General features: G+C 72.2%; 10 protein-coding genes and 1 riboswitch. Of the genes, 5 read left to right on the top strand and 5 right to left on the bottom strand.

The genetic code is table 11. The features are described 5' to 3' along the window. Window positions 1-174: 174 nt before the first annotated feature. A riboswitch (cobalamin riboswitch) is annotated at window positions 175-316 on the top strand. A 181-nt stretch (window positions 317-497) separates the two neighbouring features. The 5 genes from ABZW10_RS14030 (at window position 498) to ABZW10_RS14010 (ending at window position 5,845) form a co-directional block, all read left to right on the top strand. Beyond that, a complete protein-coding gene (locus ABZW10_RS14030; RefSeq protein WP_355364038.1) occupies window positions 498-2,918 on the top strand; it encodes a ribonucleoside-diphosphate reductase subunit alpha in 2,421 nt (806 codons plus the stop codon). Further along, window positions 2,918-3,937 (top strand): ribonucleotide-diphosphate reductase subunit beta, encoded by a 1,020-nt coding sequence (locus ABZW10_RS14025; protein WP_355363870.1) that lies wholly within the window; start codon window positions 2,918-2,920, stop codon window positions 3,935-3,937. The genes ABZW10_RS14030 and ABZW10_RS14025 overlap by 1 nt, the downstream gene beginning before the upstream one ends. A gap of 181 nt (window positions 3,938-4,118) precedes the next feature. Beyond that, complete coding sequence (locus ABZW10_RS14020) at window positions 4,119-4,373, top strand: type II toxin-antitoxin system Phd/YefM family antitoxin (RefSeq protein WP_355363867.1); 255 nt, start codon at window positions 4,119-4,121, stop codon at window positions 4,371-4,373. After that, window positions 4,370-4,621, top strand: a complete 252-nt coding sequence (locus ABZW10_RS14015) for a type II toxin-antitoxin system RelE/ParE family toxin (protein WP_355363864.1) — start codon at window positions 4,370-4,372, stop codon at window positions 4,619-4,621. The genes ABZW10_RS14020 and ABZW10_RS14015 overlap by 4 nt, the downstream gene beginning before the upstream one ends. A 168-nt stretch (window positions 4,622-4,789) precedes the next feature. After that, entirely contained in the window at window positions 4,790-5,845 is a 1,056-nt protein-coding gene (locus ABZW10_RS14010; protein WP_355363861.1) for a ferritin-like protein, read from the top strand. Between the two features lie 21 nt (window positions 5,846-5,866). Here the strand turns inward: ABZW10_RS14010 and ABZW10_RS14005 are convergent, their stop codons facing one another. The 5 genes from ABZW10_RS14005 to ABZW10_RS13985 form a co-directional block, all read right to left on the bottom strand. Continuing rightward, window positions 5,867-6,727 carry a sugar ABC transporter permease gene (locus ABZW10_RS14005; protein WP_355363858.1) on the bottom strand — a complete coding sequence of 287 codons (861 nt, stop codon included), beginning with the start codon at window positions 6,725-6,727 and terminating at the stop codon, window positions 5,867-5,869. After that, complete coding sequence (locus ABZW10_RS14000; protein ID WP_355363855.1) at window positions 6,724-8,325, bottom strand: ABC transporter permease subunit; 1,602 nt, start codon at window positions 8,323-8,325, stop codon at window positions 6,724-6,726. Before ABZW10_RS14000 ends, ABZW10_RS14005 begins: the two co-directional genes overlap by 4 nt. Window positions 8,326-8,376: 51 nt before the next feature. Further along, on the bottom strand, window positions 8,377-9,681 hold the full coding sequence (locus ABZW10_RS13995; RefSeq protein ID WP_355363852.1) for an extracellular solute-binding protein: 1,305 nt from the start codon (window positions 9,679-9,681) through the stop codon (window positions 8,377-8,379). Between the two features lie 71 nt (window positions 9,682-9,752). After that, window positions 9,753-11,144, bottom strand: coding sequence for an alpha/beta hydrolase-fold protein (locus ABZW10_RS13990; protein WP_355363849.1), 1,392 nt, complete (start codon window positions 11,142-11,144; stop codon window positions 9,753-9,755). Beyond that, a complete protein-coding gene (locus ABZW10_RS13985) occupies window positions 11,141-12,952 on the bottom strand; it encodes a glycoside hydrolase family 13 protein (RefSeq protein WP_355363846.1) in 1,812 nt (603 codons plus the stop codon). Before ABZW10_RS13985 ends, ABZW10_RS13990 begins: the two co-directional genes overlap by 4 nt. Window positions 12,953-12,973: the final 21 nt, after the last annotated feature.

The raw sequence follows: 12,973 nt of genomic DNA, 5'->3' as shown, positions 1-12,973 counted from the left end.
CGCCCGTTCCCTCGCTCATGTGCCGAGATCGTAGGGCATGCACCGGACGAGAGGCCGATCGGTGACCAATCCGTTTCAGAACACGGCCCCGCGCAGGCGCCCACGGGACCGTCCCGGTACCACCGGTCATGGGAGCAACACGCCACGCTGCACAAGATGTGGTGTCGCATCGAGCGAGCACCACTAGATGTATGCTCGTCCCTGCTGTCGACGCAGGGGAACCCGGTGCGAATCCGGGACTGCCCCGCAGCGGTGTGCGGCCGCCTCCCCAGGCACGCCGCGAGTCCGAGTACCTGCCGACGGCGTGCCGAAGCCTCCCCGCAGGGGCCATGGCACCAGCACCACCTTCCGGGCCTCGCGGGCGGGCCGGGGACGGCACGCGCGGCGCCTTCGGGCCCGTGTGGCGAGTTCCCCTGCCCCGAACGGCCCGGTACCCGATGCACCGCCGCCGACCGCCGCCAGGAGAGAGCGCCTTGACCACCGCTGCCTCAGCCACCCTGCCCGCCCAGGGTTCCAGCTCCGCCCCCGCCGACCCGACGGTCTCCGACCCCGGCGGTGCGCTCCTGCGCCTCCTGACCGACCGCAGCACCGACCTCCCCCAGGTCGACCCCGGCCATGTCGCCGCCGCCGCGCTGCGCGGCCGCCACGCCGGATCGGACTTCGCCGAGCTGCGCGGGCTGGCCGTCGACGCCGCCGCGTCGATGATCGCCGAGGACCCCCAGTACTCCAAGCTCGCGGCCCGGCTGCTCGCGCTGGAGATCGTGGACGAGGCGGCGAGCCAGGGCGTGGTCTCGTTCTCCACCTCGATCGCGGTCGGCCACGCCGAGGGCCTGATCGGCGACACCACCGCCGACTTCGTCGCCAAGCACACCGCCGCCCTGGACGCCCTGGTCGACCCCCGGGGCGACGACCGCTTCGAGTACTTCGGCCTGCGCACCGTGCAGTCCCGCTACCTGCTGCGCCACCCGATCACCCGCAAGGTCGTCGAGACCCCGCAGTACTTCCTGCTCCGCGTCGCCTGTGGCCTGGCGGTCGGCGACAGCGAGCAGTCGGTCGCCGAGGTCGCCGAGCTCTACCGCCTGATGAGCCGGCTGGAGTACCTGACCTCCTCGCCGACCCTCTTCAACTCCGGCACCCGGCACCCGCAGATGTCCAGCTGCTACCTGCTGGACTCCCCGCTGGACAACCTGGACTCGATCTACTCGCGCTACGCGCAGATCGCCCGGCTGTCCAAGCACGCCGGCGGCATCGGCCTGTCCTACTCCCGGATCCGCTCCCGCGGCTCGCTGATCCGCGGCACCAACGGCAAGTCCAACGGCATCGTGCCCTTCCTGCGCACCCTGGACTCCTCGGTCGCCGCCGTCAACCAGGGCGGCCGCCGCAAGGGCGCGGCCTGCGTCTACCTGGAGACCTGGCACGCGGACATCGAGGAGTTCCTGGAGCTGCGCGACAACACCGGTGAGGAGGCGCGCCGCACCCACAACCTCAACCTGGCGCACTGGATCCCGGACGAGTTCATGCGCCGGGTCAACGCCAACGCCGACTGGTCGCTGTTCTCCCCCGCCGACGTCCCCGAGCTGGTCGACCTGTGGGGCGAGGAGTTCGACGAGGCCTACCGCAAGGCCGAGCTGGCCGGCAAGGCCGTGCGCACCATCCCCGCGCAGACCCTCTACGCCCGGATGATGCGCACCCTGGCGCAGACCGGCAACGGCTGGATGACCTTCAAGGACGCCTCCAACCGCGCCGCCAACCAGACCGCGCTGCCGGGCCGCACGGTGCACAGCTCCAACCTCTGCACCGAGATCCTGGAGGTCACCGACGACTCCGAGACCGCCGTCTGCAACCTCGGCTCGGTCAACCTCGGCGCCCACGTCGCCGAGGGCGCGTCGGCCGACGACCTGCTGAACGCGCTGGACTGGGACCGCCTGGACGCCACCGTCCGCACCGCCGTCACCTTCCTCGACCGCGTGGTGGACATCAACTTCTACCCGACCCCCGAGGCCGGCGCCTCCAACTCCCGCTGGCGCCCGGTGGGCCTCGGCGTGATGGGCCTGCAGGACGTCTTCTTCAAGCTGCGGATCGACTTCGACTCCGCCGAGGCCGCGCGGCTGTCCACGCTCATCGCCGAGCGCATCATGCTCACCGCGTACGAGCGCTCCGCCGACCTGGCCGAGCAGCTGGGCCGCCACGAGGCCTACGGCGAGACCCGCGCCGCCCGCGGCGAGCTGCACATCGACCACTTCCCGAGCGCCGCGCCCGAGTGGGCCGACCGCTGGGCCGCGCTGCGCACCCGGATCGCCGGGACCGGCCTGCGCAACTCGCTGCTGCTCGCCATCGCGCCGACCGCGACCATCGCGTCCATCGCCGGCGTGTACGAGTGCATCGAGCCGCAGGTGTCCAACCTGTTCAAGCGCGAGACCCTGAGCGGCGAGTTCCTCCAGGTCAACCCCTACCTGGTGCGCGACCTCAAGGAGCTGGGCGTCTGGGACCAGCAGACCCGCGACGCGCTGCGCGACGCCAACGGCTCGGTGCAGGAGCTCGGCTGGCTGCCCGCCGAGGTCCGCTCGCTCTACCGCACCGCCTGGGAGCTGCCGCAGCGCGCGCTGATCGACCTGGCCGCGGCCCGCATGCCGTACATCGACCAGAGCCAGTCGCTGAACCTGTTCATGGCCGCGCCGACCATCGGCAAGCTCAGCTCGATGTACGCCTACGCCTGGAAGGTCGGTCTGAAGACCACCTACTACCTGCGTTCGCGCCCGGCCACCCGGATCGCCCAGGCCGCCTCGGGCACCGCCCGCGCCGCCGCGCCCGTTCCGGCCGACACGATCCCGGCGAGCACGCCGACCCTCACCCCGGAGGAGGAGGCCGCGCTGGCCTGCTCCCTGGAGAACCCCGAGTCCTGCGAGGCCTGCCAGTAATGAGCTCCGAAGACCGCGACAAGATGCTGCTCGACCCCGGCTTCGAGCTGACGCTGCGCCCGATGCGCTACCCGTCGTTCTACGACCGGTACCGCGACGCGATCAAGAACACCTGGACCGTCGAGGAGGTGGACCTCCACTCGGACGTCGCCGACCTGGCGAAGCTGAGCGAGGGCGAGCGCCACCTCATCGGCCGACTGGTCGCCTTCTTCGCCACCGGGGACTCGATCGTCTCCAACAACGTGGTGCTGAGCCTGTACAAGCACATCAACTCCCCGGAGGCCCGGCTCTACCTGAGCCGGCAGCTGTTCGAGGAGGCCGTGCACGTCCAGTTCTACCTGACGCTGCTGGACACCTACCTGCCCGACCCGGAGGACCGCAACGCGGCCTTCGCCGCGGTGGAGAACATCCCCTCCATCCGCCAGAAGGCCCAGTTCTGCTTCAAGTACATGAACGCGGTCGACCACATCGACTCGCTGCAGACCAAGGAGGACCGCCGCGCGTTCCTCCTGAACCTGATCTGCTTCGCGGCGTGTGTGGAGGGTCTGTTCTTCTACGGCGCCTTCGCGTACGTGTACTGGTTCCGCAGCCGGGGCCTGCTGCACGGCCTGGCGACCGGCACCAACTGGGTGTTCCGCGACGAGTCCATGCACATGGACTTCGCCATGTCGGTGGTCGACACCGTCCGCGAGGAGGAGCCCGACCTCTTCGACGACGAGATGGCCAAGCAGGTCACCGAGATGCTGGAGGAGGCCGTCGAGGCCGAACTCCAGTTCGCCCAGGACCTCTGCGGTGACGGCCTGCCCGGCATGAACACCGCCTCGATGCGGGAGTACCTCCAGGCCGTCGCCGACCAGCGCCTGGCCCGCCTCGGCCTGCCGATCCGCTACGGCTCGACGAACCCGTTCGGCTTCATGGAGCTGCAGAACGTCCAGGAGCTGACCAACTTCTTCGAGCGCCGGGTCTCCGCGTACCAGGTCGCCGTCGAGGGCTCGGTCTCCTTCGACGACGACTTCTAGGAACCGAGGTTCAGAGGGGGAGCACCGCCCGGTGCTCCCCCTCTTTTCTTGATGAGCCGAGCCACACCCACTGGCGCTCCGGTGTGACCCCCCGCCCCGCCCGGCGCCCTCGCCAGGCGGGGCGGCCACCCGTCCTCTTCCTCGCATGCGCCGAATCCGGCGTGAAGTGTACAGTTCTGTCATGAGTGAGACTCTGCCCATCACCGAGGCGCGAGCAAGATTCGGCACTCTGGTCCGCCGTGCCTCCCACAGCCGCGAACGCATCACCATCACCGACCATGGGCAGCCCGCTGCCGTCCTCATCAATCCGCAGGAACTGGCCGATCTGGAGGACGAGCTCGCACTCGCCCGCTATCGCGCCCGCCAGGCTTCCGGCACGGCCACCAACGTGCCGCACGAGGACGTCCGCGCCATCCTCGGCCTGGAGCGTGAGTGACCTACCAGATCACCTGGGATGAGCCGGCGATCAACGCAGCCGCCCGGTTCCTCAAGGACGACGCCGACGGCCTTCGCCAGGTCATGGACGCAGTCGACCTGCTGGCCTCGAATCCTCGACCGGCAGGCTCGACCGCCTACGGCTCACCGGACCTCCGCCGGATCCACATCGGCCTCTACCGTGTCATGTACGAAATCACCGAGCAGACAGTGACCATCGTGGTCATCCATCTCGGCCGCATCGCCTGAGGAGCAGAACGCCACCCGATGATGCCTCCCCGCCCGGTGTGAACGCCGGGCGGGGAAAGGGAGCGGGGGCTGTCCGGATGAACGCGGGGGGCGCACCGGGGGGATGTGTCCGTGTGCGATCGGTTCGCGGCTACGGTCCGGCCACGAGCGATCGAAAGGGGACGCATCATGGCCATCGGGGTTCTGGACTACGAGAGCGACGCGATCGTCCAGCTGATGAACATCGCGGAGGACGACTGGACCGAGCAGGAGCTCAAGGACGCGCTGCAGCGGGCGATCATGCTGGAGCTCTCCACCATCCCGCCGTACGCCACCGCGCTGTGGTCGATCACCGATCCGGACAACACCAAGCCGGTCCGGCACACCATCCGCGAGATCGTCTTCGACGAGATGTCGCACTTCGGGCTGGTCTGCAACATGCTCACCAGCATCGGCGGCACCGTCGTGCTCACCGACCCGCTCACCGTCCCCAAGTACCCCGGGGAGCTGCCCGGCGGCGTCAACCCCGGGCTCGAGGTGTTCCTCAGCGGGCTGACCAGGGACTCCGCCGCACTGTTCGCCGCCATCGAGAAGCCCGAGCACCCGCTCGGCTTCGCCGCGGACGGCAACACCATCGGCGCCTTCTACCAGCGGATCGCCGACGTCTTCCCCAAGTTCGCCCACCTGCTCACCGGCCGGCAGCAGGTGAGCTTCCCCCTCGGGTCGAGCCACGGGGCCGGCAACGACATCGTCCCGATGAACGCCCTCGGCGACGTCCTGGCCGCCATCCACGTCATCCAGGCCCAGGGCGAGGGCACCACCACCTCCCCCGAGAACCCCTTCCCCGGTGCTCCGGGCGAACTCGCCCACTACTACGCGTTCAAGGAGATCGCCGTCGGCAAGAAGTTCGTCCTCGACGAGCAGACGGGGAAGTTCGACTTCATCGGCGCCGACGTGCCCCTGCCGGACACCTTCCCGGTCGGCCGGGTCCCCCAGGGCGGCTGGGCCGGCTCCCCCAACGCGCCCGACGCGCCCACCGCCGCCCTCCTGCACACCTTCAACCAGCAGTACAGCGACATGCTGCGCGCCCTGGAGGCCGCCTGGGGCCCCACCGGGGCGGACATCTTCCCGGCCATCGGCCTGATGGGGCAGCTGCGCGGCACCGCCCAGAAGATCAACAGCATCAAGCTGCCCGTCGACCCCCGCTTCACCTACGGCCCGGAGTGGCTGTTCGTCACCGGCTGACGCCGCGGGCCCGCCGCCGGCTCAGCCCTTGACCGAGCCGGCGGTGAGGCCCTGGGCGAGGTAGCGCTGGAGGAACTGGTAGACCAGGATCACCGGCAGCGAGGTGACCAGCGCCCCGGCCGCGAAGAGGCCGTAGTTCTGGTCCTGCTGGCCGGAGATGATCCCGTAGAGGCCGACCGCCACCGTCTTGGACTCGTTGGAGGTCAGGAAGATGCCCGCCAGGATGACGTCGTTGAGCGCGGTGGTCAGCGAGAGGATCCCGACCACCACCAGCATCGGCGCGGCCAGCGGCAGGATGATCCGGAAGAAGATCTGCGCGTGCCCGGCCCCGTCCATCTTGGCGGCCTCGTCGATCTCCTTCGGAATGGTGTCCAGGTACCCCTTCATCAGCCAGGTGTTCACGCCCATCGCCCCGCCCAGGTAGACCAGCAGCAGTCCCCAGGGCGTGTCCAGGCCGATCACCGGCAGCACGTCGCCGATCCCGGCGAACAGCAGGTAGAGCGAGACGACCGCGAGGAACTGCGGGAACATCTGGGCCAGCAGGACGGTGAGCAGCCCCACCCGCCGGCCGCGGAAGCGGAAGCGGGAGAACGCGTACGCCGAGCAGACCCCGAGCAGCACGTTGAGCACGGCGAAGCTGCCGCAGATCAGCGCCGTGTTGAGCAGCCAGCGGCCGAACGGGTACTGCTCGTCGGTGAACAGCGCGGTGAAGTTGGCGAACGAGGCGTGCTCGGGCAGCAGCGTGGAGGACTGCAGGGTACCGAGCGGGTTGAGCGCGGCGGAGAACACGAAGAGCAGCGGGAGGAGCGCGAAGCAGACGGCGAGGACGGCGACCAGGTGCCGCCAGCCGAACCGGCGCAGCCATCGGGCGGTGGTGGTCATGCGTTCAGCTCCTCAAGGGCCCGGGTGCGGCGGAAGCCCACCAGGGTGATCAGGCCGACCAGCAGGAAGATGAAGATCGACAGGGCGGCGGCGAAGCCGTACTGGGCGCCCTGCCCGCCGAAGGCCACCCGGTAGGTGTAGCTGATCAGGATGTCGGTGGAGCCGGCCGTCCCGCCGGCGCCGTCGAACGGGCCGCCGCCGGTGAGCAGTTGGACGGCGTTGAAGTTGTTGAAGTTGAAGGCGAAGGAGGAGATCAGCACGGGCGAGGCGGCCACCAGCAGCAGCGGGAAGGTCACCGCCCGGAAGGCCGTCCACGGCCCGGCGCCGTCGATCCGCGCGGCTTCGTTCAGCTCGGCGGGCATCGATTGCAGCACCCCGGTGCAGATCAGCAGCATGTTGGGGAAGCCCAGCCACAGGCTGGTCAGGACGACCGCGAAGCGCGCGCTCCAGGTGTCGCCGAGCCAGTCGATCCGGGTGTGCAGCAGCTGGTTGAGCAGCCCGAAGTCCCGGTTGTACATGCTCTGCCAGATCAGGATGCCGATGAACGCGGGCATCGCGTACGGCAGCAGCAGCAGCGAGCGGTAGGCCCGCTGCCCGCGCAGCCGCGGGTGGTGCAGGGTGAAGGCGAGGCCGAGGCCGAGCGCGAAGGAGGCGCCGGTGGAGAGCGCGGCGAAGCCGAAGGTCCAGGCGAGCACGCCGAGGAAGGGGCCGCGCACGGCCGGGCTGGTGAGCACGGCGGTGAAGTTGGCGAAGCCGACGGTGCGGTGCCAGCCGGTGGGCAGGGTCCGTCCGGAGCCGTCGTCGGCGGTGAACCGGCCGTCCCCGGAGCGGTAGACGGTGCCGGTGCGGGTGTCGGTGAGGGTGTCGGCCCGGGCGTCGTGCACCAGGGTGGGCCGGGCGGTGGTGGCCGAGGAGAGTCCCTGGCCGACCACGAAGCCGCCGTCCACCGGGACCCTCAGGTCCTTCAGCTCCTGGGCGCGGCCGTTGACCTGGCCCGGGGTGAGGATCCGCAGGCCCGGCGCGGTGGTCACCCGGCCGTCGGGCGCGGTCGCCGTCCCGGCCGGGGCGGGGGCCAGGCCGTGGGCGGTACCGGCCTCGGTCCGGCCGGTCGCCGGGTCGGTGAGCAGCAGGACGAGCGGGCCGCCGGCCGGCTCGGTAGCGACGGTGAGCGTGTACGAGGGGCCGTCGGGGACGGGCTCCACCGAGTTGTCGACCAGGGTGCGGACGGCCTGGTCCTTGGTGAGCAGGTGCCCGTCCCCGTAGTCGGTGAAGGAGACCGCGACGATGTGGAGCACGGGGTAGACCACGAAGGCCAGGAAGAGCACGGTGGCCGGCAGCAGGTACTTGGCGGCGAGCCGGCGCGGCGAGAGGTAGATCCAGAAGGTGGCCCCGGTCCCGGCGGCGAGGACGCCGAGGCCGGCCCAGTGGCCGGCCCCGTAGAGCTTGGGCGCGGCGAACAGGGCGAGTGCGGCGACCCCGGACAGCAGGGCGAGCTTCACCAGCTGCGCGGTCAGTGCGCCGGCCCGACGGGGCGGGCGGATCGGGGCGTCGGCGGGGCGGGCCGGACGCCTGCTGTCCTGAAGGGTGGGGGAGGTCATGGGGGTGGTCCCTGGTCCGTCCGGGAGGGGCGCGGGGCGCCGGGGAGTGTGTCAGTGGCCGGCGCCGAGGGCGGCGCGGATGGCCTCGCCGGCCTGGCGCATGGTCTCCGCCGGGTCGGCGCCGGCCACGATGCTCGCCTCGGCCTGGCCGAGCGGTCCCCAGATCGCGTTCATCGCGGGGATGGTCGGCAGCGGCTGCCCCGCCTCGCCCGCGGCCGCGAAGGCGCCGATGTCCGGGTCGCCGGCCGAGACCTTGGCGAGGGCGGAGGTCAGCGCGGGCGGCTCCGGCGAGGCCTGGTAGAGCGCCAGCTGGCCCTCTTCCGAGCCGATCGCGCGCAGCAGGAACTCCTGGGCCAGCGGCTGGTTCTTCGCCTTGGCGGAGAGGTAGAACGCCTGCACGCCGATGAAGGGACGGGCCTGCTCCTTGCCGGCCCAGCCGGGCACCGGGGAGATCGCGTACGGCAGGCCGGCCTGCTTGACCTGCCCGAGCGCCCACGGCCCGGCCACCAGGTAGGGCGACTTGCGCCCGGTGAACAGCGAGATGGCGTTGGTGTCCACCGAGCGGTTGAACAGCCCGGCGCCCTTCTCCCCGTACTGCTTGAACAGCTCGCCGGCCGCGATCGAGCCGGGGCCGCCGACCCCGAGGTCCGCGGTGTCCCAGCCGCCGTCCGGCTTCCCGCCGAACAGGTAGCCGCCGGCCGAGGTGAACAGCGGCTGCAGGGCGTAGGCGTTGCCCTGCTGGCCGATCGGCAGCGCCAGCGGGACCTCGGCCTTCCCGGCCCGGACGGCGTCCTGGGCGGTGCCGGCCAGGTCCTCGAAGGTGGCGGGGGCGGCCGGGGCCAGTTCGGTGTTGCGGAACAGCACCAGGGTCTCGGTCGCGTACGGCACGCCGTACTGCTGGCCGCCCTGGGCCACGGCCGCCAGGGCGGTGGGCTGGAACAGCGCCTTCTGCTGCGCGGTCAGCGGGACGGGGGCGACCGTGCCGTTCTGCACCAGGTTGCCGAGCCAGTCGGAGGCGCCGACCACGAGGTCGGGGCCCTTGCCGGCGTTGGTGGCCGTGACGTACGCCTGCTGGGTGTTGACGGACTGCGGGGCGACGGTGACCTTGACGCCGTGCTCCTTGCCGAAGCGGTCGGCGAGCGGCTGCAGGGCGGCGGCCTGCTGGGTCTGGGCCCAGATCACCAGGTCGCCCCCGTCGGCGGCGATCGGTGGGGCGGTCATCGGCCCGTCTGCGGCGGCGGTGCCGCCGGCGGGCGCGGGGGCCGCGGAGGGCGAGGTGCCGCCGCAGGCCGTGACCAGCAGGGCGAGCAGGCCGAGTGCGGCGGTTCTGCGGGGGCGGGGGATCCGGTGGCGCATGGTCCGAGACTCCTTCGTCCGGGAGGGGTGCGGTGGTGGGTCGCGGGGGGTGGGGGTCGCGGGGGCGGGGGTCAGATACCGTCCGCCGGCCGGTACCAGCGCTCGACGGTGAGGTCGAGCCGGGTGTCGCGGTCGACCCGCAGCGGGTGCAGCACCCGCCGGCCGTCGGCGTCGACGGCGTCCAGGCCCCAGCCGCGCGAGACGCCGCCGTCGAAGCCGGTGCCGCGCGGGACGGCGATCCGTCCGCGGAACCGGCCGGGACCGGCCGGAGCGCAGGGCAGCGGGCCGAACATCACCGGGGCGTCGTCGGGGGTGCCGGGCGGGACGGTCACGGTGACCTCCAGCACCGGGCGGGCCGGCAGCTCCGGGTCGACCGCGACCTCGGTGCGCGCCGTCAGCCCGTGGGCCCGGACGGTGACCGCCGTGCACCCGGCGGCCAGCGGGCGCAGTCCGCCGTGCGGCGAGACGGCCGCCACCCCGGGCCGCTCGACCCGGTAGCCGGCCTCCAGCGCGGTGTACCGCACGCCGTCGGCGCGGACCACGACCGGGTTGACGGCGCTCCAGGTCTCGCCGGGCGCCAGCAGGATCCGCGGCTCGACGGTGAGCGAGCGCACCGGGGAGGGCGCGCCGAACAGGTGCAGCAGCGCGTGCCGGGCGCGCGGGCGCCAGGCGTTCTCGTGGTGCGGCGCGGCCGGGTCCTCGTAGTAGAGCAGGTCGGCGCCGGAGGTGTAGCCGGCCTCGTCGACCAGCCGGCCGGCCAGTTCGCGGGCGGGCCTGGCCATGATCAGCCCCTCCCGGCCGCCGATGTCCAGCCAGATCCGCCGCGGCCCGCGCCGCCGGTAGCGCTCGTGCACCACGCGTTCGCCGAGGCTCTCCGGGTCGACGTGGGTGAGGAACGGGGAGAGGACGGCGGCCAGGCCGAAGACCTCGGGGCGGCGGAAGGCGATGTGGTACGTGACCAGGCCGCCCATCGAGGAGCCCATCAGCGCGGTGTGCTCCGGGCCGGTCCTGGTCCGGTAGCGGGCGTCGACGAAGGGCTTGACCTCGTCGGTCAGGAAGGCCTCGTAGCGGTGGCCCTTCAGCGGGGTGCCGGGGGTGCGCCAGTACTCGGCGACGTGGGAGTACTCGACGCCCCGGTCGGCGCCGGCGTTGGGCACGGCGACCGCGATCAGCTCGGGGATCAGCCCCTGCGCGTACAGCGCCTCCAGCGTCCGGTCCACCGCCCAGGTGGGCTGCTGCCCCTGGTCGAAGACCTGCTGGCCGTCGTGCAGGTAGAGCACCGGGTAGTCGGCGTCCGGCCGGTCGTCGTAGCCGGGCGGCAGGTGGACCAGCAGGTCCCGTTCGTTGCCCAGCACCTCGGAACGGAAGCCGGGGATCCGTTCGATCCGACCCCGGCGCACGGCGGGCTCGCCGCGCCGGGCGGTCCCTCCGGACGCGCCGGCCCAGGCGGTGTCGGCGCTCATCGGGCCACCGACCAGACGTGCACGGCCGGGCCCTGGTTGGGCAGGTCGCGGCCGGGGACCAGCTGCGGGCCGCCGAGCAGGTGGGTGGCGTGCCACTCCCCCGCCACCGGCGGGTGGTCGGCCCGGCTGATCTGCACCAGGATCCGCTCCCGCTCGTCCTCCCGCTCGAACAGCAGGACGTCGCCCTCGGCGACCAGCCAGCGCAGCCCGCCGCCGGTCAGCGCGCTGTGGCTGCGGCGCAGCCGGACCAGGTCCCGGTAGGTGCGCCAGGTCTGCTGGTCCCAGGCGGACTCGTCCCAGGGGAACGGCTTGCGGCCCTCCTCCAGGCCCTCGCCCAGCACCCCGACCTCGTCGCCGGAGAACACCATGGGGATGCCGGGCAGGGTGAACAGCAGGGCCGCGCCGAGCAGTTGCCGCTCCGGGCCGGCGAAGGTCCGGAACCGGGCGGTGTCGTGCGAGTCCAGCAGGGTCAGGTTGTGGGCGCGGCTGCGCCAGGGCAGCGCGGCGCCGAAGGCCGTCATGGTGGCGCGCACCCGGGCGGCGTCGTAGTCGGGGATCGGCCCGGGGACGGCCCAGAAGTCCTTCTGGTCGTGCTTCTCGACCAGCCAGCTCCAGACCGGCCGGGTGAAGCCGGCGTAGCTCATGGTGCCCTGCCAGCCGTCGCCGGCCAGGGCGAGCGAGGCGTCGTGCTGGTGCTCGGCGAGCAGGACGGCGTCGGGGTTGACGGCCCGGACGGTGGCCGCGGTGGTGGTGGCGACCAGGTGGTTGAGCTCGACGTCGCCGCGCCGGCCGGCCATCTGCGCCACGTCGACCCGCCAGCCGTCCAGGTGGAAGGGCGCGCCGAGGTACTTGGCGATCACCGAGTCGGGGCCCTCGTAGAGGCGGCGGCGCAGCTCGGCGGAGCGGTGGTCGAGGGTCGGCAGGGTGCGCACACCGAGGAAGGTCGCGTAGTCGTCCGGTCCGCCGTCGCCGAAGAAGTAGAAGCCGGCCTCGGGGCTCGCCGGGTCGGACTGCGCGGTGCGGAACCAGGCGTGCTGGTCGCCGGAGTGGTTGAGGGTGATGTCGCCGATCACCCTGATGCCGCGCCGGTGCGCCTCGGTGGTGAGGGCGATCAGCGCCTCGTCGCCGCCGAGCGCCGGATCGACCCGGTCGAAGGAGACGGCGTCGTAGCGGTGGTTGGAGCGGCCCTCGAAGAACGGGGTCAGGTAGATCACCGTGGCGCCGAGCCGCTGGATGTGGTCGATCTTGCGTACCACGCCCCAGAGGTCGCCGCCGTACATCTGCTGGAGGGCCTCCGCGTCGCCGGTGCGCAGCGGGGTGTCCCAGTCGGCCGGGCCGGCCCAGGCGGCGAGCGGGGAGTCGCCGGAGCGGTGGTAGCGGTCCGGGAAGATCTGGTAGACCACCGCGTCCGCGGCCCAGGCGGGCGGCGCGGGGTGGGTGGTGAGGCGGAAGTCGGTGGCGTCCGGCAGGTCGTGGTCGTGCAGGCCGGCGGCGGTGAGCCAGCGCCCGCCGTCCGGGGTGTGCAGCCAGAACCGGTAGTTCATCTCCGGGTTGACCATCTCCAGGGCGGCCCGCCACCAGGTGGTCCCGGTGTCGTCGACGCGATCGACGACGGCGGCCGTGAAGTGCGGTTCGCCGTCCGGGACGGAGCGCAGGAAGACCCGCTCGACCTCCTGCCCGGCGGGCACCCGGACCAGCAGGTCGACGGGCTGCCCGAGGCGCGGGGCGAGGTCGCCGACGTAGCGCGCGGACCCGTCGTGGTGCGGCTGGTGGCGGGCGGCGAGGCGGTGGCTGCTGGCCGGGTCCATGGGGCTCCTCGGGGCGGGTGG

It is taken from the genome of Kitasatospora sp. NPDC004723 (assembly GCF_040609255.1).
Classification (GTDB): Bacteria; Actinomycetota; Actinomycetes; order Streptomycetales; family Streptomycetaceae; genus Kitasatospora.
The sequence above is the reverse complement of the archived record's forward strand: the minus strand, read 5'-3'. Positions and strand labels throughout refer to the sequence as shown.